We start from the raw sequence: 21,561 nt of genomic DNA on the forward strand, positions 1-21,561 counted from the left end.
TCAAGGTGGTGCTGCGAAGCGGTACGGATCGTGGTCATCGGCGGCGGCCTCTGCGCGTCGCGCGCGTCGTCAGCTGCTCGTACGAGGGAGCATCTCCCGCCCGTACGCGCTCCCAGGCGCGGGCGAACAGCTCCGGCACCGGGACCAGCGGGAGGGTGCGGTCGCCGTCGGAGACCGGGTAGAGGGCTTCCTTCCAGGTCTCCACCGGCAGGGCCGGGGCCTTCAGGTCCCGCCAGCCGCAGGGCAGGAACAGGGTGCGGCCGGCGCGCGGGCGCTTCGCCTCGACGACCAGGTCGGTCGCCGCCAGTTCGGTGCGCGCCCTCTTCATACGGGCGGGCTTCCAGCCGGTCCAGCGCGCGCAGTTGCGGTCGTTCGGGTCGGGCAGCGCCAGCAACTGGAGGTAGAGCGCGGCCGCGTCCTCCCCCAGACCGTGGGCCGCGGCGACCTCGGCGACCAGCCCGGGCACGCAGACCGAGGGGTCCTGGGCGTACCCCGCGGGCCCCTCGGCGGCGAGGGCGCGGGCCAGGTCGTCGCCGAGGATTGTCCGCAGCGTCCGTGGACCGGACCGGCTTCCCGCATCGACCAGGCCTTCGAGGAGCCCGAGGACCGGGTCGTCCGGGCCGCCCAACGCGGCCGACCGGACCAGCACGGTCTCCATGTCCCGGTACCAGGGGCGCAGCACCAGCGCGTCCCCGGCCCGCGTCCGGCCGTGCGCGTCACCGCCACCGGTCTGCGGAAGGCCGTACACCTTGCGCAACTCGACCGCCGTCGAACCGCCCTTCTCCGTCCACGCGACGCCGAGATCGAGCAGCAGCTCGGGGTCGGTCAGCCGGTGGCGCAGCGCGGCCAGTCCCTCCGGCAGCACGGCCCGCAGCGGATGTCCGTACGGCAGGACGTACGCCAGGGCGGCGAGACTCTCCACCGCGCCGGACAGCGCGTGCCGCACGGGCACCGCCGAGGGGTCCTCGGGGACCAGGTCGCCGTCCTTGTCGGGGCGCAGCACGGTGGTCCGGCTGAGCCAGGGGGTGCGTGCGGGGTTGAGCACGGCCTCGGCGTACTCGCCGCCGGCTCCGGCGAGTTCGGCGCTCAGGTCCTCGGGCAGCCGCACCAGCGTGCCGAGCCGTTCGGCCCACAGGCGGCCCGCGGTGGCCGTGTCCGGTCCGGTCGTCCACAGTTCGGCCGGGTCGTCGGGCAGCAGCGCGCCGAGCAGCGCCCGCTGCTCCTCGCCGCCCAGCGAGTTCAGCAGCTGGGCGCCGAACTCCCTCTGACGGGGCTTCAGGCCGATCGTGGTGAGGTCTTCGGCGGCGGGCGCGTGCGGGAGGCCGGCCAGCAGCACGGTGGCCTGGAGGGGGCCGAGTCCGCCGTCGGTCGCGGCCATCAGTGCCTCGGGGGCGTCGGACCGCCAGGGTGCGGCGCCCTTGTCCCGCACCAGCCGGGCCAGTTCGGCGAGCCGGTCCGCCGGGATCCCGGTGGTGTACCGGGTCTCGCCGGTCAGGGTGAAGTGTCCGACGGGGCCGAACGCGCCGGACGGGTCGTGGTCCAGCGCCAGCCAGTTGATCCGGCCCAGCCGGGGGTCGACGCTCTGGCAGCCGAGGACGACCACCGTACGGCCGTCGCGGCGCAGCACCTGTCCCGTCCGCTGCTGCTTGTGCTGCTCCTCGCTGAGCACGATCTCGCGCAGCGTGTCCCCGAGCGCCGGGAGCGGCCCCTCGGTCAGTGCCTCGAACAGCAGGAGCAGGGGCTCTCGCCGGGCGCAGGTGAGGGTGGGCGACGCGGCGCGGTAGGCGAGCGGCCGCAGGACGCCGAGGAGAGGCGGCCACACCATCCCGATCCCGGGGATCGTGTGCTCGTCGCTCTGCCAGCCGTCGCCGAGGGCGAGCGGTTCGCGGTCGGGCAGCGGCTTGCCGTCGGCGGGCTTCCCGGAGAGCACATGGTTCACCGCGCGGATCTGCCGCAGTGCGGTCCAGTCGCTCTGCCAGGTGTTCTGCAGACCGACAACGCCCGATACGGCCTGGGACAGCACAGGATCCTCGCCGTGCGGCGGCCGGTAGTCGGCGAACATGCCCTCGGTGCGGTGCCGGGGCTGCCGTGGCCGCTCCTCGGGAGGCGTGGCGAGGGTCGCGGCCGACTCGGCGACCCGCACCGCGGCCCGGACGAGAGCGGCGACACCGGTCAGCAGCCGCCGGTCGGTCAGTTCCGGCAGCGCCCGTGCCACCGCGGTCACGGCGACCTCGTCGGCGGTCGGCACCGCGGCCCTGGCCCTGTCGTCCTTTCCGGCCCGGGCCAGCGCCTCCCGCCGTTCGGTGAGCGCCGCCGCCGTCGCCCGCATCAGCTCACCGGCCGCCTCGTCGCCCAGGGTCCGCAGCACGGCCGACCCGCGCTCGTCGCGGGGGCGCAGCGCGTGCCAGAACGCGACCGGCGGCACCAGCCGGGTGCCGGCCGCGTACGCCCCGCCGGACTCGCCGAAGGACACCCGCCCCAGTTCGGTGCCGTCGTCCGCGTGCAGGGCGAGGCTCTGGTACATCTGCGCGGCGATCGGCTCGGCCCCGCCCGGCAGCCGCAGCGCGCCCAGCGGAACCCCCGGCACCCGGCCGTTGCGGCCCGCCCGCAGGGTGACCGTACGTCCGTCCGGAGTGCCCGCGGCCGTCTCCTCGCCCTCCGTGCGCACCCACCGCCCGAGCACCGTGCCGTCGGTGCCGAACGGGCTGTTCTCCAGCCCGGGTTGCAGGGGCAGCACCTCGCAGGAGCCGTGCAGCAGCGTGGCGTCCTCGCGGACGGCCGAGGCCAGCAGCGCGGGGAGCGAGGCCCGTCCGTGCTCACCGCTCACCGGGTCGTACTCCAGCCACACCGTCTGCTTGCCGTGCCTGCCCTGGCGCCAGTACGTGGTGCCGTCGCCGATGACCGGACGGCTCGGCGGCAGGACCGTGTCCCCGGCGTGCAGGGTGCGGCCACCCGTGGCGCGGCCGCCGCCGGGCAGCGGGATCGACGCGTTGGCCGTGTCGTTGCCGGACCGCCAGACCGGGATCTGCTCGCCGGCGACCGGGAACACCTCGGTCGGACGGGCCGACCAGTAGCCGTACTGCTTGGACCCCTGCCGCCACAGCACCAGCAACTCGCCGTCGGTGTACCGGAACACGGGCCGGTGCCAGCTGTCCAGATCGGCGGGCAGCCGCAGGTCGTGCGTGAGCAGTACCCCTTGCGGGCCGACGGCGACCGCCTTGCGCCCGCGCGCCAGGATCAGTGCGGGCCAAGCCTCCGTGACCGAAAGGGAGTTGTCCTGGTTCTTGCGGACCTCGGCGTCGAGCAGCACCAGCGCCTCGTCCAGCGCGGGCCAGCCCAGCTCGTCCAGGATCCCGGCGCGAAGGGTACGGCCGAGCACGGGTACGACGTCGTACTCCGCGAGGCGCCGTACGGAGAGTCCGCTCTTCTGCATCACCGGCCGGAAGGGGCGCAGCCGTTCCAGCTCCGTGTCGACCCCGGGCAGCCCCGTGGCGGAGGTGAACTCCGCCGTCGACACCTGCAGCCATTCGACCAGCACATCGCCGAGAACCGGGTGCTCGGCCACCTTGGGCAGGTCCGTCGCCCCCTGCCCCCGGCCGAGCCCGGCGACGGCCCGGAACAGCAGGGTCCGGTAACGGGATTCGGCCGCGACGGCCGTCAGGTCCCGCTGTCCGGGCCGCTTGTCGCGCAGCCAGCTGCTCAGCGGCAGATACACGTCCGTGTCCGCGTCGGGGGCGGCCAGCGGGATGCGCTCCGCCACGCAGAGGTCCAGCAGGTCGAGGTCGGCCCCGCTCTGCCAGCGCCCGGTGAAGAGGTCGACGGGCCGGCCGGCCGCGCGCAGCCGGGGCGCCATCCGTTCGACGAGGGCCAGTGTCGCGGGGGAGCGGTGCGGGGCCGCCGCCCCGTGCTTGCGGTGCAGCGCCCAACGGCCCAGCCAGTCCGCCGCGTCGGCCTCCCCGCTCTCGTCCGTCAGCAGCAGGTCCGCGCCGCACTCGGCCAGCAGCGCCAGCCAGAGCTCGTCGTCCTCCACCTGCCGGCCCAGCCCGGCCGGCATGATCTCCAGCAGCCGTGCCCGGACCTCCGGCCGGCGCTCGGCGACGGTCGGCAGCACGCTTCGGTAGGCGTTCCAGAAGGCGGCCGGCGCCCGCACGGCGGCAGGGGAGGCGAGCAGGTCGGCCACCAGCGCGCACTCCTCGGTGACCGGGTCCAGCTTCGCCGCCTTGACCAGCCCGCGCGCGTCCTGCGGCAGCGAGGCGTACGGCGGCATCCCGGCCGCGCAGCGCTCCACCGTCAGCTGCCGGAACTGCGCCCAGGCGGTGGCCGGTTCGAGCCGCCGGGCGAGGTCCTTCACATACTCCTTGAGCGCCTTCACCGTGAGCGCCCCGGCGAACGCGAACTCCAGGAACACCGCCCGCTGCCGCTCCTCGTCCACCGCGAGGGCGTGCACCCGCTCGGCCTCGCGGGCCTTGCCGAAGAAGGCGGCCGCGTAGGTCGTGTTCTCGTGCTGGAGGAAGACCCGTGCGGCCTGTTCGTAGAAGGTCGGCAGGAAGTGCGGGACCGCGCGGCCGAGTTGCCCGCCGAGCGCCTCGAAGCCCTCTTTCGCGTTGCCCGGCTTGGACTTGGCCTGCCGGGCCAGTCGTTCGACGTCCTTGACCAGGGCGAGGGCGTGATGGCCGTTGGCCGGGTCGTGGACCAGCGCCCAGGCCGGGAAGCCGAGCGTCTCCCGGCGCACCTGGCCGACCTCGGGCGCCTCCGGATCACGGGCGAGGCCGAGGAACTCCAGGGCCAGGTCCTCGGCGTCACCGAGGGTGCCCGGCACCAGACGGACCACCGCGCGGTCGTCCAGGGCCGGGTGGGTGTACGTGCGGGCGGTCAGGACATCGGCGTCCTCGCGCCCGGTCGTGCCCACGGGCAGGATCGCGCCGGCGTCGAGCAACGCGCCCGCAGTGATGTCGTCGTACGTGCTCATGCCGCCCGCTCCTCGTCCTCGATGTCACGCCCGGCGTACAGTGCCGCCGCCATCCGCATCCCCTCCGACCAGGCGACCGGCCCGATCTGACCGAGCTTCAGCGACCGCCCTGCCGGATCGGTCCACACCAACGGACCGGTCTCGGTCTCGTAGTAGCCGTCGAAGTCGCCGACCCAGACCCGGGCCTCGACCCCGCGGCCGTCCTCCAGCACGGAGCACACCGCGTAGCCCCCGCGCACGCGGTACCCCAGCTGTGTGGCCCGGCCGTGCAGGAACCGCAGCTCCTTGAACACCCCACCCGCGTATTCGTCGACCTGGCCGGCCTCCGGGTCCAGGGCGGCCGGGCGGTGCCAGACCTCGCGGAAGAGCTGCCGGGCCTTCTGCTCGACGCCGAGTTCGACGGCGAACTCCCGCAGTTCCTCCAGGTCTTCGAGGAGCACCGGGTGCGGCAGCCGGACCAGCTCGGGAGCGATACGCACGGTGTCGCCGTCGAGATCGACCAGGCCGAGCCCGCGCTCCGCGTCGGCGTCCCGCAGAAATCCGGCGACCTCGCCGTCGGCGCCGGTCACGACGAGGTCGCGCAGCGCGGCCTGCCAGGCGGGGTCCGGCCACACCTGGGCGAGCACGGCCAGGGGCACCGGCAGCGAGCGGGTCATCCACCGCTCCACGTCGGCCAGGCACTGCCGTTCGTGCCGTTCCAGCCACTCGACGAGCTGCCGTAGCCCCACCACCGCCGGATCGTCCGCCAGCTTCGAGGGCACGGACTTCAGCCGCCGCCCCGCCGCGTTGCGGCAGACCACCTTCCCGTCGTCCAGGGCCACTTCGTACTCCCCGGCCGTCACCCACCCCATGCGTGCCTCCCCGCACCGCAGTGATCAAGTGATGGGGACTGTAGGGGAGGCCACTGACAACGCCCTCCACGATCACCGCGGGGACGGGAAACCAGCAGGTCGTCGAGGGTGAGCGGCTGTGGATGAGACCGATGGACGGCGAGGCCGGGGGGAGGAGTCCAGGGGAGGAACCGAAGGGAGGAGAGGACCGCGACGGATGCGACGGGCGGCGGTGCGCGCCGAGGCCGGAACGGCAACGACTCCGGTACGGCAACGGCCCCGGCGCGGACGTGAAGAACGTCCGGACCGGGGCCGTAAGAGGATCGGGCGAGCCGTCAGCCCTGCTCCGACTCCTTCTCCCGCTTCAGGTTCTTCAGCCGTGCGCCCTCCTTGCGGACCTCGGCCTGTGTGGTGCGCTCCTTCTCCAGCCACTCGGGCTGCTCGCGCCTGAGCTCCTCGATCTGCTCGGTGGTGAGCGGCTCCGTCACCCCGCCGCGCGCCAGCCCCGCGATGGACACGCCGAGCTTGGCCGCGACCACCGGACGGGGGTGCGGACCGTTCTCCCGCAGCTCGCGCAGCCACTCCGGCGGGTTTGCCTGGAGCTCGTTCAGCTCGGCGCGCGAGACGACGCCCTCCTGGAAGGATGCGGGCGTGGCGGGCAGGTACACGCCCAGCTTCCTCGCCGCGGTCGCGGGCTTCATCGTCTGGGCGGTCTGGTGCGAACTCATGAGGTCAAGGGTATCGGCCGAGCGCAGAAGCCCCGACCACGGCCGGTGACGGGCGGCCGACGAAGGCCGGTGACGGGCCGCCGACCACCGCCGGTGACGGGCCGCCCACCGCGGCCGATGCGGGGCAGCCGTCCGCGGCCGGTTAACCTGGCCTGGTGACAGGCTCGGAGGAAACACCGTCGTTCCGGCTCGCGTACGTTCCCGGCGTGACGCCCGCCAAATGGGTAAGGATCTGGAACGAGCGCCTGCCCGACATCCCCCTCACGCTCCACCAGGTCCCGCCCGCCGAGGTGTCCGACATGCTGCGCGCGGGCGACGCTGACGCCGGTTTCGTACGGCTCCCGGTGGACCGTACGTTCTTCAGCGCGATCCCCCTCTACAGCGAGACCACGGTGGTCGTCGTACCCAAGGACCACGTGATCACGGCGGCCGAGGAGGTCACCGTCGCCGACCTCGCCGACGAGGTGCTCTTCCACCCCCTCGACGACGTCCTGGACTGGGACGCGCCGCCCGGCGAGCCCGCCTTCGAGCGCCCGGCCACCACCGAGGACGCGGTGGAGCTGGTCGCCGCCGGCGTCGGCCTCCTGGTCGTCCCGCAGTCCCTGGCCCGCCTGTACCACCGCCGGGACCTCACCTACCGCCCGCTCACCGACGCCCCCGAGTCGACCGTCGCCCTGTCCTGGCCCGAGGAGGCCACCACGGACCTGGTCGAGGACCTCATCGGCATCGTCCGCGGCCGCACGGTCAACAGCACCCGCGGCCGTCAGCCGGCACAGGCGTCCCCGGCGTCGCAGGACAAGCCCAAACGGGTGCAGAAGCCCGCGGCCGCCAAGGCGGCGTCGGCCGGGCGTACCGCCGGCGCCCGCACCACCGGCGCGAAGTCCGCCAAGTCCGCCAAGACGGCGAAGCCCGCCAAGCGCGGAAAGCCCCGCCGCCGGTCGTGACGCCCCGCAGGGCCCCGCATCCGCTCCCGATCTGCTCCCACACGCCCTGATCACCTCCCCGAACTCGGGCCCGTGCGATGTCACGATGCCTCCGGACATCCCGGACATCCACCGCTGGAGGCGCCCGTGAGCCCTGAAGCAGCCCCGGACGAAGCCGTCGACCCCCGTACGTCGTCCGCGTTCCTCGTCAACGAATCGCTCGGCTACCTGTTCCCGGCAGCCCTGCGCGTCGCCGCGGTCGTCGGCGTGGCCGACCACCTGGCCGGCGGGCCCCGCACCGCGGCCGAACTGGCCGAGGCCACCCGCACCGACGCGCGGAGCCTCTACCGGGTGCTCCGGCTGCTGGCCACCCGCGGCATCTTCGAGGAGGACGCCGGCGGCCGCTTCCGGCTCACCTCCGTCGGGGACACCCTGCGCAGCGACGCGCCCTGTTCGGCGCGTTCCGCCGTCCTGATGAACACCGACCGCAGCATGTGGCTGCCCGTCGCGGACCTGAGCCGCTGCGTGAGCGAGGGCACGTCGGCGTTCGAGCACCTCTTCGGGCTGCCGTTCTTCGAGTACTTCGCGCAGGACGAGGACACCGCCGACGTCTTCCACACCGGTATGGCCGCGATGTCCGACGCGGAGAACGAGCCCATCGCCGCCGCCTGCGAGTTCCCGGCCACCGGGACGGTCGTCGACGTGGGCGGCGGGCACGGCGGCTTCCTGCTGGCGGTCCTCGGCCACCACCCCGGTCTGCACGGCGTCCTGCTCGACCAGCCGCATGTCCTGGCCGGCCACCTGCTGGACACGCCCGGGATCGCCGGCCGCTGGAGCATCGAGTCCGGCGACTTCTTCACCGCAGTACCGGAGGGTGACGTCCTCGTGCTCAAGCGGATCCTGCACGACTGGGAGGACGACCAGTGCGTGACCCTCCTCGACCGCTGCCGTGCCGCACTCGCGCCGGGCGGGCGGATCATGGTCGTCGACGCGGTGGTCCCGCCGGGCAACACACCCCATCAGGCCAAGATGCTGGACCTGCTGCTGATGGCGGCCCTGGTGGGCCGGGAACGCACCGAGCCGGAGTTCGCCGCGCTGTTCGAGGCCGCCGGTCTGAAGCTGTCCCGGATCGTGCCGACCCCGACCGTGCTCTCGGTGGTGGAGGCGGTGGCCGCCTAGCTCCGGGCCCGGCCGGGCTCAGTCCTCCGGCTCGGTCGTCCGTTCCTGCAGATCGGCGACCGCCAGGCCCAGCGCCACCAGGATGAATCCGACGGATGTGAGCAGGCCGAGCTGGAGCGCCTCGCCGGCCGGGCCGTGGTGTGCGAGGTGGGCGAAGTACACCGAGCCCACCACGGCGATCCCGGCCGCCGAGCCGACGCGCTGGCCGGTCTGCAGTACTCCGCCGGCCGCGCCGGCCCGCTGCACCGGGACCCGGGTGAGCGTGAGCGTCGTGTTGGGGGAGACGGTGATGCCGGAGCCGATCCCACCGACGATCATCGGCACCGCGGCGGCCCAGCCGATGCTGTCCGACGGCACCAGCTGTACCACCGCGATGATCCCGATCAGCCCCAGTGCCACCCCGCTGAGCCCGATGACGACGAGCGTGCGCCCGTGGCGCACCACCAGCCGGCCGCCGAGCGCGGCGCCGACCGCCGAGGCGGTGGCGAAGGGCAGCACGGTGACACCGGCGGCCAGGGCGCTGTATCCCGCCGCGTTCTGCAGGTACAGGGCGAGGACGAAGAAGACCGTGGTGAAGCCCGCGAAGTAGCTGAAGCTGATCAGCGCGCCGAGTGTGAAGGACCGCAGCGAGAACAGGTTCAGATCGATCAGGGGTGCCCGGCCGAGCCGCCCCTGCCGTCGCTCCCAGGTCCAGAACAGTCCCAGCAGCACCGCGCCCACCGGCAGCAGCGCCCACTTCTGCCGACCGGTCCACTGCTGCTCCTGCACGAGCGGCAGCATGAGCGCGAGCACGCCGGCGCCGAGGAGCAGCACGCCGATCGGGTCGAACTGCTCCCGTCTGCCCGCCGACTCGGGGAACCTGGGCAGCAGCCGCAGTCCGGCGACGAACGCGGCCACCCCGATGGGCAGGTTGACGAAGAACACCCAGCGCCAGCCGTCGTCGGTACCGACCCCGTCGATGATCAGACCGCCCGCCAGCGGGCCCACCGCCGTGGAGACCCCGATGACACTGCCGAGCAGACCGAAGGCCTTGGCCCGTTCGGCGCCCTGGAACATCTGCTGGATCAGCCCCGAGGTCTGCGGCGCGACCATGCCCGCCGCCGCGCCCTGGATCAGCCGGAACGCCACCAGCAGGTCGGGGCTGGCCGCGAGCCCGCAGGCCGCCGAGGCCAGTGTGAACACGGCGAGGCCGATCAGGAACGCCTGGCGCCGCCCGCGCATGTCTCCGAGCCGGCCGGCCGGGACGAGCGCCAGTCCGAAGGTCAGGGCGTACCCGGAGACGATCCAGGACTGGGCCGCCTCCGTGGTGCCGAGCCCGCGCTCCATCGAGGGCAGCGCCACGTTCACGATCGAGGTGTCGAGCAGCGAGATGAAACCGGCCGCGAGACAGACCCCGAGGGCCGGCCACCGCCGTTCGTCGGCGGCCGGCTGCTGCGGCTTTGCCCAGGTCGTGGTCATACGGCCACGCTATGCAGTCATTCCGGTCATCGCACGACCGGCGGAGCGAACGGCTGGCCCACTGCTCCTTCCGGGTGCCTGCCGGCTTCCGCCCGGCGGCCGACCCGTGGCGACGAGCAACGGTGTCGGCGCCACGGTGTCGGCCCGCGGTGCTGGCGTGCGGTGTCGGGGCGCTGTGTCAGCGCGCGTACGACGCCTCCCGCGCCGTGGCCACGATCCGGTCGGCGTCCGCCTCGCCCAGCAGCCCGTCCGTCACCCAGGCGTCCACCACCGACCGCACCCGCGCCACCAGTGCCCTCTTGCCGTGGAACGGCGCCCCGGCCCACACCTCGTCCAAGAGCGAGTCGCCGCCGGACCTGACCGGGTTGGCCACCTGCGAGTCCAGGCCGCCGAACACCACCGTCGGTTCGGAGCGCCGGAAGTACGCGTGGGCCGGGTCCTCGGTGCCTTCGTAGAAAGGGGCGAACTCGGTGCCGTCCAGGGTGAAATGGAGCGGGGTGCCGGCCACCGGGGTCAGGGACGGAAGCAGGTCCCCGGAGAGCCCGGCATTGCGGTACAGCCCCAACTCCAGGTACTCCGTGGCCGCGTTGCGGCCGACCAGATTGACCGGGCCGTAGAACAGAGCCTGCACCGACGGATCGTCGAGGGCCTTCTCGACCCGCAGCCGGAACGGAACCGACACCCGCACGCTGTCCCCGGGCCGCCACGTCCGGGACACGGCGAAGTAGCTCCCCGGCACCGGAGTCCCCTTCACCGCCCGCCCGTTGACCGTCACCCGGAAGCCGGCCGTCGCCCACGCGGGCACCCGCAACCGTAGTTCGAAGGAGACGGGCCGGCCACTCCCGCCCACCGTGAGCGTGCTGCCCTGCTCCCGGGGATAACCGGTGGTCTGGCTGACCGTGACCCCCTTCTCGGCCCAGGTCAGCGTGGACGGGCTGTACAGGTTGACGTACAGGGCGCTGCCGTCGGCCGCCGCGCAGTACACCGAGTCCTGGTACTTGGTGGCGGACTCCATGCCCGTGCCCTCGCAACAGGTCGTGCCCTGCTTGGGTGTGTAGTCCCGCACATGCCCGGGCGTCAGCCCGATGAAGTACGTGACGAGCGGCTTCTCGGCATCGGCCCGGTCCTGCTTGGAGCCGAGCACCTGGTTGTACAACGCCCGCTCGTAGTAGTCCAGGTACGCCGGATCCTGCTCGTGGAAGAACAGCGCCCGGCTCAGCTTCAGCATGTTGTACGCGCAGCAACTCTCCGCCGTGGTCGCGCTGATGGTCCCCGCGATCACGTCCCGCGCCTTCCAGAACTCGGTCGTACTGGTGCCGCCGATGCCGTACATGCGATGCGGTACGACCATGCCCCAGAAGTTCCTCGCCGCGGTGAGGTAACGCTCCTCGCCGGTCGCGTCGTACAGCCGGACCAGACCGGTGAAGACCGGGATGTGCTGGTTGGCGTGCAGGCCGTCCAGCGTGTCGGTGTTCGCGGCGCAGGCGTCGATGAGGCTGTCGAGGTCGAACAGCCGGGCCAGCGCGAGATGTTCGGCCTTGCCGGTGAGCTCGTGCAGGTCGCAGACCGCCTCGACGATCCCGCCGAACTCACCGCTGGAGAAGATCCCCCACATCCGCTGGAGGGTGGCGGCGGGCAGCACGGACAGCCGGGAGTACATCCAGTCGCCCATGCCGGAGGCGAGGTCGAGCGCCCGCTCGTCGCCGGTCGCGGTGTGGGCGTCCAGCAGCCCCCGGAGGATCTTGTGCGCGGTGTAGTACGGAGCCCACACCTTCGTGTAGTCGCTGCCGGTCATCGACTCCAGCAGGATGAACTGCGTCTCCGGATAGGCCGCGAGGAACCCGGGGTGGCTGGGGCCGCCCCAGGTGCGGCGCAGGACCGCGTCGAGGCCGCGCCCCGAGGTGTCCGCGAAACCCGATCCCGATGTCTCCTCGAAGGCGTACGACACGAGGTCGCCGCTCGCCCGCACGTTCTGCAGCTCCGCGATCTCGTCGGCACCCAGCGCCCGCGACCACACGTCGAACCCGCCGAAGGCGCCCGCGAAGACGGGGTCGGCGGCGTAGTGGGAACGGCCGAGCCAGTGGTGGGCGAGGGTGCCGAGGGCGGCCGGGGTGAGGGACATGGCCGCATTCCGGGCCACGGCCGTGCCGTTGACGTACAGCGTGCCGGTGCCGTCCGCGACGGTCACCGCGAGGTGGCTCCACTGGTCGAGGGGCAGTGCCGTGGTGCCGTTCAGCCCCTGCTCGGCACCCGCCCCGCCGGTGGTGATCGCGAAACGGGGCACCCCGCTCGCGTTCCGTGCGACGAGGTACAGATAGCGGGTGGTGTCGTTCCCGAAGTCGAACACCCGGGCCCAGGTGTCCTGGTGGGTGGGTTTCACCCAGGCGGACAGGGTGACGGCGGAAGCGCCGCCGAGTACATCGGCGGGCAACTCGACGTACCGGTACGACCCCCGCTCGTTCTCGACGGCCCGCCCGTCGAGGACCCCGGCGACGCTCAGTGCGGAGGGCTCGTGGCGCAGGGCCTCGCGGACCTCGTCCAACGCCTCCACCACGGTGCGGATCTTCGCCCCGAACACCTCCTCGCCGGTGCTCGCGTACGCCTGCGCGAGCATGGTCAGGAAGTGCCCGGTGTAGTGCCCGCGCAGATTGCCGTTGGCCTCCCCGTCCAGCCCCTCCCAGCCGCCGGGCGCCACCGCACCGCCCGTGTCGAGGCCCGCGTTGGCCCGGAACACCTGCAGCAGCCGGTTCTCGTCGTAGCCACGGGCATGGTCCAGCATCAGCTGCCGCTTGTCGGCGAAGACACCCGGCCGCAGCGCCACCTCGTCGAGCGCGAAGGGCACCACGCTCCAGGCGGCGGGGACCGCGGTCCGGACGGCCGAGGCCGGGCGCGCGGAAGCCGGGTACGAAAACGCTGGTGAGGCTGCTGCAACGGCCGCTGCCTGCAGAAGAGTTCGTCGGGAGAGGGGCGATGCCATGGGTGCTCCTCCAAGGTGCCGGTCGCATGCATCCGCCGTTCGAAAACCCGAACGGCGTGCGGATAGTCGACCAGACGATAAGGAGGACGCGGGTGGGGGTCAACGGTTATGGAGCGGCGGACCCGGACGACGGCCGGCCGACTCGGCGAAGAGCCCCGCTCACCAGGTGTCGACGAACGGGCGATGCCCCGGCTGCGGAAGCGGGCAGCCCTCCAGCGCAGCCAGGATCCAGGCCCGCGACCCGGCCGGGTCGAGCACCGCGTCGATCTCCAGTGCGGCCGCCGTGTTGACGGCCTTCCCGCGTTCGTACAACTCGGCGACCCGCTCCTCGAAGACGCGGGCTCGCTCGGCCGGGTCCGCGATCGCCTCCAACTCCCTGCGGTGACCGAGCCGGACGGCCCCCTCCAGCCCCATCCCGCCGAACTCCCCGCTCGGCCAGGCGGCCGTGGCCAGCGGAGCCCGCGTGGAGCCGCCCAGCATGGCCATCGCCCCCAGCCCGTACGCCTTGCGCAGCACCAGACCCACCAACGGCACCCGCAGATTGGCACCCGTCACGAACAGCCTCGCGAAGTGCCGTACGGTGGCCGTCCGTTCGGCGTCCGGGCCGACCATGAAGCCCGGGGTGTCGCACAGCGAGACGACCGGCAGCCCGAACGCGTCGCACAACTGCAGGAAACGCGCCGCCTTGTCGGCCGCGTCCCGGTCGATCGCCCCGCCCAGATGCATTGGGTTGCTCGCCAGCAGGCCGAGCGGCCGCCCCTCGACCCGCACCAGACAGGTGAGGACACCGACCCCGAACTCCGGCCGCAGCTCCAGCACCGAGTCCGTGTCCGCGAGCCCCGCGACCGCCGCCCGCATGTCGTACGCCCGCCGCCGGTTCTCCGGCACCACCCGGCGCAGCAGCCGCTGGTCCGGCGCCTCCCAACTGCCCAGCTCTGCCTGGAAGTACGACAGATAGCGCCGCGCCAGCCGCACGGCCTCCGCCTCGTCCGCGGCCACCAGGTCCACGACCCCGTTCGGTACCTGCACCGAGAGCGGCCCCACCTCCTCGGGCCGGAACACCCCCAGCCCGCCGCCCTCGATCATCGCCGGCCCGCCCATCCCGATGGTCGCGTCGGGAGTGGCGATCACCACGTCACAGCAGCCCAGCAGCGCCGCGTTCCCCGCGAAGCACCGCCCCGAGACGATGCCGACCAGCGGAACCGTGCCGCTGAGCCGCCCCATCCGCTGGAAGGTGGCCACATCCAGCCCCGCCACGGCCGTGGTGTCCGTGTCCCCGGGCCGGCCCCCGCCCCCTTCCGTGAACAGCACCACGGGCAGCCGCCGTTCCCCGGCCAGCTCCAGCAGCCGGTCGGCCTTGCGGTGGTTCTGCAGCCCCTGCGTTCCGGCCAGCACCGTGTAGTCGTACGACATCACCACGCACGGCCGGCCGTTCACCCGCCCGGTGCCGGTGACCATGCCGTCCGCCGGCGTGGAGCGGATCAGGTCGTCCAGGGAACGCCTGCTGCGCCGGGCGGCGATCGCGAGGGCGCCGAACTCGGTGAAGGACCCGCTGTCGCACAGGTCCGCGATGTTCTCCCGGGCGGTCCGCCGCCCCAGCGTGTGCCGCTTGGCCACGGCCTCGGGCCGGTTCTCGTCCAGCCCGAAGGCGTGGCGCCGCACCATCTCGGCGAGGTCGTCGCGGACGGCATCCGGATCGGACTCCTGCTCGGCGGGAGCGGCCGCGTCCGCGCCGGTCAACTCGTCCAGGGTGGCCAACGGCGAGCCCTCGGTGACGGTTTCGCCCACCCGAACATGCAGCGTCCGCACCACTCCGGAGCCGGGCGCGCGCACCACGTGCTCCATCTTCATCGCCTCCAGCACCAGCAACTGCTGCCCGGCGCGCACCGGTTCACCGTCCGACACGTCGACCGAGACGACGGTGCCGCCCAGTGGTGCGACGACGGAGCCCTCCAGGGACGGGGCGGCCACGCCCGTGAAGTTCTGCGCGAGCTCGGCCACCACGCCGGTGTGCGCCCAGAAGCGGGGCCGGGCGAGCACCTCCCTCAGCAGCGGGATCCCCGTCCGCACCCCCTCCACGCCGAACTCGCCCAGCGCCCGCCGCGCCCGCGCACAGGCCGCCTCGACATCGCCGTGCGGGACATGTGCGACCACCTTGGCCAGCAAGGGGTCGTACGCCAGGCCGACCTCGGCCCCGGACCGGACCGCCGTGTCGACCCGCACCCCCGGCCCGGTCGGCACGTCGAAGCGGGTGATCCGCCCCGCCCCGTCGGCATTCACCCGGGCCTGCACGGCGAACCCGCGTGGCCGGGCCGGAGCCTCCGACAGCCCGAGGCCGGCCAGCGTCTCCCCGGCCGCGAGCCGCAACTGCACACCGACCAGGTCGAGTCCGGTCACCTCCTCGGTGACCGTGTGCTCCACCTGGATCCGGGGATTCGCCTCGATGAACCAGAACTCCTGCTCCCTGACCAGGAATTCGAAGGTGACCAGACTGGAGCAGCGGACCGCACGGGCCAGCCGCAGTGCGCAGTCCAGGAGCCGCTCCCGCACCGGCTCCGGGAGGTCCGGGGCCGGAGCGATCTCGACCAGCTTCTGGTGGCGCCGTTGCGCGCTGCAGTCCCGGTCCCACAGGTGTGTGACGGCGCCGGTGGCGTCCCCGACGACCTGCACCTCGATGTGCCGGGCCCCTTCCAGCAGCCGCTCCGCGTACAACTCGCCGCCTCCGAAGCCCTGCTGCACCTCCGAACGGCACCGCTCCCACGCCTCGTCCAGCTCCTCGGCCCGCCGTACGACCCGCAGCCCGCGACCGCCGCCCCCACCGACCGCCTTGACCATCACGGGCCCGTCCGCCAGCAACTCGCGTGCCCCGTCAGGGCCGTCGGCACCGGCGAGCACCGGAACCCCCGCCCCGGCGGCCAGTTCTCGGGCCCGTGCCTTGTCCCCGAAGACCGCCAGCACCTCCGGCGAGGGGCCCACGAAGACGACCCCGGCCGCCGCGCACCGACGGGCGAAATCCGCGTCCTCGCTCAGAAAGCCGTAGCCGGGGTGGAGGAAGTCGCACCCCGCGCTCCGTGCCGCGGCGAGCAGCGCGTCACCGTCCAGGTAACCGTCCAACGGCACTGCCTCGTCGGCCAGTTGTGTGTGCCCGCCGTCACCCTCGACGTACACCGCGACCGTACGCAGCCCGGCCTCCGCCGCGGCCCGCAGCACACGCACGGCGATCTCGCCACGGTTGGCGACCAGCACGGCGGCAGCACCCACGAAAACCCTCCAGGTCACGGACGTCGACAACCGGCCCGGCCATGCTCATCGCCCCCGGCACCGACGTCAATGCGGTCACCGGACCGATCGGAGGAGCCAGTCGAACGCCATCTGCGCCGTGAACTCCGGCTGGCCGCCCCGCAGAAGCAGGTCGGCGTCGGCGAACTCGGGAGCGCCGGCCTGCGCTGCGACGTACGGGATCGCGATGCAGCGCATCCCGGCGGCGTGCGCGGCGGCCGCGCCCGGGGCTGCGTCCTCCAGAACCACACAGTCGGCCGGGGCGGACCCGAGACGGCGGGCCGCCTCCAGGAAGACGTCCGGCGCCGGCTTGCCGCGCGGCACCTCATCGGCCGAGACCACCGTCCGCAGCTGCGCGTCCAGCCCCGTACCCGACAGGATCGCCGCGATCGCCTCGGGGGAGGAGCCGGAGGCCACCGCCATGGGCACGCCCTCGGCCGTCAGCAACTCCACGAGCTTCCGCATCTCCGGATACGCAGGCGTGCGGGTCCGGGCCAGCTCCAGATAGTGCCGGTTGGTCTCCGCGAGCAACTCCGCCACCGGGGGCCGGAGTCCGTACCGCTCCCGGAACAGGGCCAAGGTCTCCAGCGTGCTGATGCCGACGAAGCGCTCGTGCTCCGCCCATGTGTAGTCCGGGACACCGTGCGCGGCCAGGGTCTGCCGGGTGGCCTCGTAGTAGTTCGGCTCGCTGTCCACGAGCGTTCCGTCGAGATCGAAGATGACCGAGAGACTACCGAGATCACTCATGGGACCAGCATGCCGTCACCCGCGTGCCGCCCGGCCGACCGACTCCACCAGCGGCAGCAGCCGGTGCGGGACGCGCTCGCGCAGCGCCACCTCTGTGCGGGTGCGCACCACGCCCGGCAGACTGATCAGCTTCTGGATCACGTCCTCCAGGTGCGCGTTGTCCCGCGCCACCACCCGCGTCAGCAGATCCCCGCCGCCCGTGATCGAGAACGCCTCCACGATCTCCGGTACGGCGGCCAGCGCGTCCCCGACGTCGTCCAGATGGCCCTGGGTGACCTCGATGTGCACGAAGGCCAGCACCGGGTGGCCGAGCGCGGCGGGGGAGAGGGAGGGGCCGGAGCCGGTGATCACACCGTCCCGCTCCAGCCGGTCCAGGCGCGCCTGCAACGTGCCCCGGGCGACCCCGAGCACCCGGGCGTACTCGCGCACGCTGGTACGCGGCTGCTCCAGCAGCAACCGCAGGATGCGGGTGTCGAGCTCGTCCACGGTCATGGCGAACGACTGTACCAATGGCTCAGGGAGCTGTCCGTCCGACCTGGTCCATTGGCCTTCCAGATGACAGCCACTACCCGTCATCGCTGGACCATTGGCCCAGTGAATTCGAAGACACTTGAGCCAGTAGCCCCGGCGATGCTCTCATGTCCGTGTCGATGGCGCTGCGGATCCCCGCGGCGCCATTTCTGTGCCGTCCGGTCCAATTCCGTGCCGTCCGGTCCGAGTCGTCCGTGAGAGGGGAAGCAGTGCTGAAGAGGGTGTTCACGGCTCCGGACCCGGGGCGGGTGCGGCTGCGCTTCGCCGCGCGGGCCGTGCTGGGGATCGGCCTCGCCGTCGTGGTCTGCGGACTGGCCGGGCACTCCCTGGTAGGCGCCGTCACCGGCGGGCTCGCCGCGCTGCTCACCCTGTTCACCGTCGCGGACCCCACGGTCCGCGGGCAGGCGGTCACCACCGCGCTGCTGCCCGCCGTGGGCCTGCCGGTGCTCGCCGCCGCGGCCGAACTGCACGACGTACCGGTCGCCCGCGACCTGGTCTTCCTCGCCGTGGTCGGTGCGGGCGTGTACGCCCGCCGGTGGGGACCGCGCGGCCACAGCCTCGGCGTGTTCGCCTTCATGACCTTCTTCGTGGCCCAGTTCCTGCACGCCACCCCGGGACGGCTGCCCGAGCTGTACGCCGCCGTCCTGCTCTCCGTGCTCAGCGCGGCCGCCGTCCGCTTCGGTCTGTGGTGCTACGAGCGCCGGCTGCCCCCGGCGCCCATGCCCGCCGCACCCGCCGGCACCGGGCTGGCCCGGGTGACCACCCGGCAGGCGGTCCAGGCGACCGCGGGCGCGGGCTTCGCGCTGGTCGTCGGCCAGCTGGTGTCGGGCCAGCGCTGGTACTGGGCGGTCGGCGCCACCTGGTGGATCTTCGTCAACACGGCCTCGCGCGGCGAGACGCTGGTACGCGGCTTCCGCCGGGTCCTCGGCACGGTCATCGGTATCGCGCTGGGCCTGCTCGTCGCCGTCCCCGTGCACGGCGCCCCCGTCCCGACCGCCGTCCTGGTGGCGGTCGCCGTGTTCGGCATCTTCTACACGGCCGCCGTCTCCTACACCTGGATGATGCTCTGGGTGACCCTGCTGGCGGAGTTGCTCTACGGTCTGCTCGGCGTCCTGAGCCCCGGCCTGCTGGCGCTGCGGTTCGCCGAGACCGGGGTGGGCGCCGTCGGTGCCGTACTCGCCGTCCTGTTCGTGCTGCCGGTCACCACCCATCTCACCACCGACGCCTGGATCCAGCGTGCCCTGCGCTGCGTCCATGCCTGCACGGCCGAGGCCGCCGCCCGCCTCGCCGGCGCCGTCACCGTCGACCCGGCACCCCGGGTGGCCGAACTCGAACAACTCCTCGGCCGGGTGCGGCTCTCGGTCGCCCCTCTCGTCCACCCGCTCAACCCGATGCCCGGCCGTAAGCGCCGCGCCCGTCTCGTCCTCGCCCTGCTGGACGACTGCGCACGGGAGATCCACGGCCTGGTCGCCGTCGCCGCCGACCCGGAGGCCTCGCACGACGCCCGCCTGGCCGCCGCCTGCTGGCGTGTCGAGGCGGCCGTGTCGGCCCTGACCAAGGGCTCGGAGCACGTCACCGGCCCGGCCGAGCCGCCCACCGAACCCGCGCTCGCCCACCTGCACGGCCTGGAACGCGCCCTGGCCGAACTCGCCGAACCCCTGCGCGTACCCTCGGGCTCCCCCCTGGTCGGCGCCTGAGACGCGCCGCCCCGGACGCCTTGGTCTAGACCTCAAGCTGCTACCGTCGGCCCGGGACCGGCTTGTACTGACTCGTACCGGCTCGCAGCGAGAGGGGACAGCGGTGGCAGAGGGCGGCAGGCGGCGGAGGGCGTTCATCGGCTCGTTCACGGCGGCGGGCGGCCCCGGGGTCGTCACGGCGGCGGTCCATCCGTACAACGGCGCCCTGGCCCTCCTGGAGAGCGTCGACGGCGTCCCCGACCCGTCGTTTCTCGCGCTCGCACCCGGCGGGCGCACGCTGTACGCGGTCAGCGAGACCGCCGACGGCGCGGTGGCCGCGTACCACGTCCACGACGACAAACCACGGCTCGCCGGACCGCCGGTCCCGGTCGACGCCAGCGGCCCCACCCACCTCAGCGTCCTCGACGGCCACGTGCTGACCGCCAACTACGGCTCGGGCAGCGTCACCGCCGTCCCCGTCCGCCCCGACGGCACCCTCGCCGGCGCCGCCTCCGGGGTCCTCCAGCACACCGGCTCGGGCCCGCACGAGCGCCGCCAGCGCGGGCCGCACGCCCACCAGGTGCAACCGGACCCCAGCGGCCGCTGGGCGGTCAGCGTGGACCTCGGCACCGACTCGGTCCGCGTCTGCACCCTCAGGGCAGGCGCCCTCACCCTCCACCGCGAGATCGCCCTGCGCGCCGGCTCCGGCCCCCGCCACCTGGCCTTCCACCCCGGCGGCGGGTACGCCTACGTCGTCAACGAACTCACCCCGACCGTCACGGTCTGCCGCTGGGACGCCGGCACCGGCTCCCTGAAGCCCCTGACCGAGACCCCGGTGCTCCCCGGCGCCCCCGCAGGCGACGCGTACCCCTCCGGCATCGCCGTGTCCCCCGACGGCCGCTTCGTCTGGACGGCGACCCGAGGGGAGGACGTCCTGACGACGTTCGCGGTCGAGGACGACCACCTGAGCCTGACGGCGACGGTGCCGTGCGGCGGCCACTGGCCACGGGCGCTGACGGAGTCCGGCGGCTTCCTGTACGCGGCCAACGAGCGCTCGGGAAACGTCACCTGGTTCGCCATCGACGGCGAGACGGGCCTGCCGCGTTACGACGGCTCCGTGGAGGTCCCGGCGGCCTCCTGTGTGATCTTCGACTGACCCGGACCTGGAAGGCGCCCCGACCGGGGCGCGCCCGAAGGGGCGCTGGGGGAGGAACTGCGCGACAAGCCCCCACCGGCCCGAGGCCGAGAGCACTCCGCACCACCCCAAAAAACAACCGACGGGGCCCTCTCCGAGAAAGGACCCCGTCGGGAAACGCCTGCCCGCGTCAGCGAACCGGCGTCCCCTGCGGCTGCTGCGGCGCAATGCCGAGCGCCGTCGTGTACTTGGCCAGCGCCAGCTTGCCGATCGCCGGATACGGCCCCAGCGGTTCGGCGGTGGCACAACCGGCCTCCTCGGCAGCCGCGGCCAGCAGCGCGGCGTCGATCTCCGGCCCTATCAGGTACGGCGCCAGCGCCAGCTGCTGCGAGCCGGAACCGCGCAGCTGCTCGGCGACGGACGCGATCGAGCCCTCCTCGTCCAGCGCGGCGGCCATCACCGGCACGGCGAGGCGCGCGGCGAGCAGCATGCCGGTGATCCCGGCGGCCTGCACGGCCTCGTCGCCGCCCACGGACGCGAGGATGATGCCGTCCGCGGCCGTCGCCACGGTGAACAGCCGGGCGCGGTCGGCGCGGGCCAGGCCCGCCTCGGAGAGGCGCACGTGCAGGGCCTCGGCGAGCAGCGGGTGCGGGCCGAGGACGTCGGTCAGGTCGGCCGCGACCCGGCTCTCCATGACGGCCTGGCGGAGCCGGCGCAGCAGCGCGCTGTCCGGGCCGGCCAGCAGCGGCACGACGACGGCGACCGGGCCGTCGGGCGCCTTGATGCCCTCGACACCGGCGGCGACGGCCTGCTCGTAGCGGGCGGTGCGCTCCTCGGCGGCATGGGCGAGCACGGACTGGAGGGTGGGGAACTCCGCGTCGTCCCCGTCCAGGTACCCGATCCGGGCGTCCAGGCCGGGCAGCTCGGAGCGGGCGATGCTCACGACCTCCTCGGCGAGGCCGCGCGTGGCCGCGCTGGGCGCACCCGGCACCGCGAGGACGAGCGCGGGCGCATCCTCGGGCGCCACCAGCGGCTCGGGGCGGCGGTGCCGTCCGGGCTGGCGGGGGCGCGGCATTCGTACTGGCAGGCCGGCGGGCCCAGTGGGGGAGCTCATGGCGCCGCATGTTAC

At 73.4% G+C, this 21,561-nt stretch carries 13 protein-coding genes; 4 read left to right on the plus strand and 9 right to left on the minus strand.

Annotated features, from left to right (window positions below; all coding sequences use genetic code 11):
- Positions 1 to 34 precede the first annotated feature (34 nt).
- The 3 genes from ACIRR9_RS42710 to ACIRR9_RS42720 form a co-directional block, all read right to left on the minus strand.
- Positions 35 to 4,969, minus strand: a complete 4,935-nt coding sequence (locus ACIRR9_RS42710) for a hypothetical protein (protein WP_403763991.1) — start codon at positions 4,967 to 4,969, stop codon at positions 35 to 37.
- Positions 4,966 to 5,820, minus strand: a complete 855-nt coding sequence (locus tag ACIRR9_RS42715; protein ID WP_403763993.1) for a DUF4132 domain-containing protein — start codon at positions 5,818 to 5,820, stop codon at positions 4,966 to 4,968. The genes ACIRR9_RS42710 and ACIRR9_RS42715 overlap by 4 nt, the downstream gene beginning before the upstream one ends.
- A 314-nt stretch (positions 5,821 to 6,134) precedes the next feature.
- Positions 6,135 to 6,527, minus strand: a complete 393-nt coding sequence (locus ACIRR9_RS42720) for a DUF5997 family protein (RefSeq protein WP_403763995.1) — start codon at positions 6,525 to 6,527, stop codon at positions 6,135 to 6,137.
- Between the two features lie 155 nt (positions 6,528 to 6,682).
- Between ACIRR9_RS42720 and ACIRR9_RS42725 the strand changes: the two genes are divergently transcribed.
- Positions 6,683 to 7,471 (plus strand): LysR family substrate-binding domain-containing protein, encoded by a 789-nt coding sequence (locus ACIRR9_RS42725; RefSeq protein ID WP_403763997.1) that lies wholly within the window; start codon positions 6,683 to 6,685, stop codon positions 7,469 to 7,471.
- A 126-nt stretch (positions 7,472 to 7,597) separates the two neighbouring features.
- The gene (locus tag ACIRR9_RS42730; RefSeq protein WP_403763999.1) at positions 7,598 to 8,629 is read left to right on the plus strand and encodes a methyltransferase; all 1,032 of its coding nucleotides are present in this window, start codon (positions 7,598 to 7,600) and stop codon (positions 8,627 to 8,629) included.
- 18 nt (positions 8,630 to 8,647) lie between these two features.
- Here the strand turns inward: ACIRR9_RS42730 and ACIRR9_RS42735 are convergent, their stop codons facing one another.
- The 5 genes from ACIRR9_RS42735 to ACIRR9_RS42755 form a co-directional block, all read right to left on the minus strand.
- A complete protein-coding gene (locus tag ACIRR9_RS42735) occupies positions 8,648 to 10,087 on the minus strand; it encodes an MFS transporter (protein WP_403764001.1) in 1,440 nt (479 codons plus the stop codon).
- A gap of 178 nt (positions 10,088 to 10,265) precedes the next feature.
- Positions 10,266 to 13,064, minus strand: a complete 2,799-nt coding sequence (locus ACIRR9_RS42740) for a beta-L-arabinofuranosidase domain-containing protein (RefSeq protein ID WP_403764003.1) — start codon at positions 13,062 to 13,064, stop codon at positions 10,266 to 10,268.
- Between the two features lie 159 nt (positions 13,065 to 13,223).
- Positions 13,224 to 16,325 carry a carboxyl transferase domain-containing protein gene (locus tag ACIRR9_RS42745; RefSeq protein WP_403764005.1) on the minus strand — a complete coding sequence of 1,034 codons (3,102 nt, stop codon included), beginning with the start codon at positions 16,323 to 16,325 and terminating at the stop codon, positions 13,224 to 13,226.
- Positions 16,326 to 16,400: 75 nt separating this feature from the next.
- Positions 16,401 to 17,090 (minus strand): HAD family hydrolase, encoded by a 690-nt coding sequence (locus ACIRR9_RS42750; protein WP_403764007.1) that lies wholly within the window; start codon positions 17,088 to 17,090, stop codon positions 16,401 to 16,403.
- A gap of 15 nt (positions 17,091 to 17,105) precedes the next feature.
- A complete protein-coding gene (locus tag ACIRR9_RS42755; protein WP_384555511.1) occupies positions 17,106 to 17,582 on the minus strand; it encodes an Lrp/AsnC family transcriptional regulator in 477 nt (158 codons plus the stop codon).
- 248 nt (positions 17,583 to 17,830) lie between these two features.
- On the opposite strand from ACIRR9_RS42755, the gene ACIRR9_RS42760 reads away from it, so the two are divergent.
- Both ACIRR9_RS42760 and ACIRR9_RS42765 read left to right on the plus strand, forming a co-directional pair.
- Positions 17,831 to 19,318, plus strand: coding sequence for an FUSC family protein (locus tag ACIRR9_RS42760; RefSeq protein ID WP_403764010.1), 1,488 nt, complete (start codon positions 17,831 to 17,833; stop codon positions 19,316 to 19,318).
- A 103-nt stretch (positions 19,319 to 19,421) separates the two neighbouring features.
- A complete protein-coding gene (locus tag ACIRR9_RS42765; RefSeq protein WP_403764012.1) occupies positions 19,422 to 20,453 on the plus strand; it encodes a lactonase family protein in 1,032 nt (343 codons plus the stop codon).
- A 169-nt stretch (positions 20,454 to 20,622) separates the two neighbouring features.
- Here ACIRR9_RS42765 and ACIRR9_RS42770 read toward each other — a convergent pair whose 3' ends face one another.
- Positions 20,623 to 21,546, minus strand: coding sequence for a sirohydrochlorin chelatase (locus ACIRR9_RS42770; protein WP_403764014.1), 924 nt, complete (start codon positions 21,544 to 21,546; stop codon positions 20,623 to 20,625).
- Between the last annotated feature and the right edge of the window lie 15 nt (positions 21,547 to 21,561).

Source organism: Streptomyces sp. NPDC101234, assembly GCF_044767525.1.
In the GTDB taxonomy this organism is placed as follows: domain Bacteria; phylum Actinomycetota; class Actinomycetes; order Streptomycetales; family Streptomycetaceae; genus Streptomyces; species Streptomyces sasae.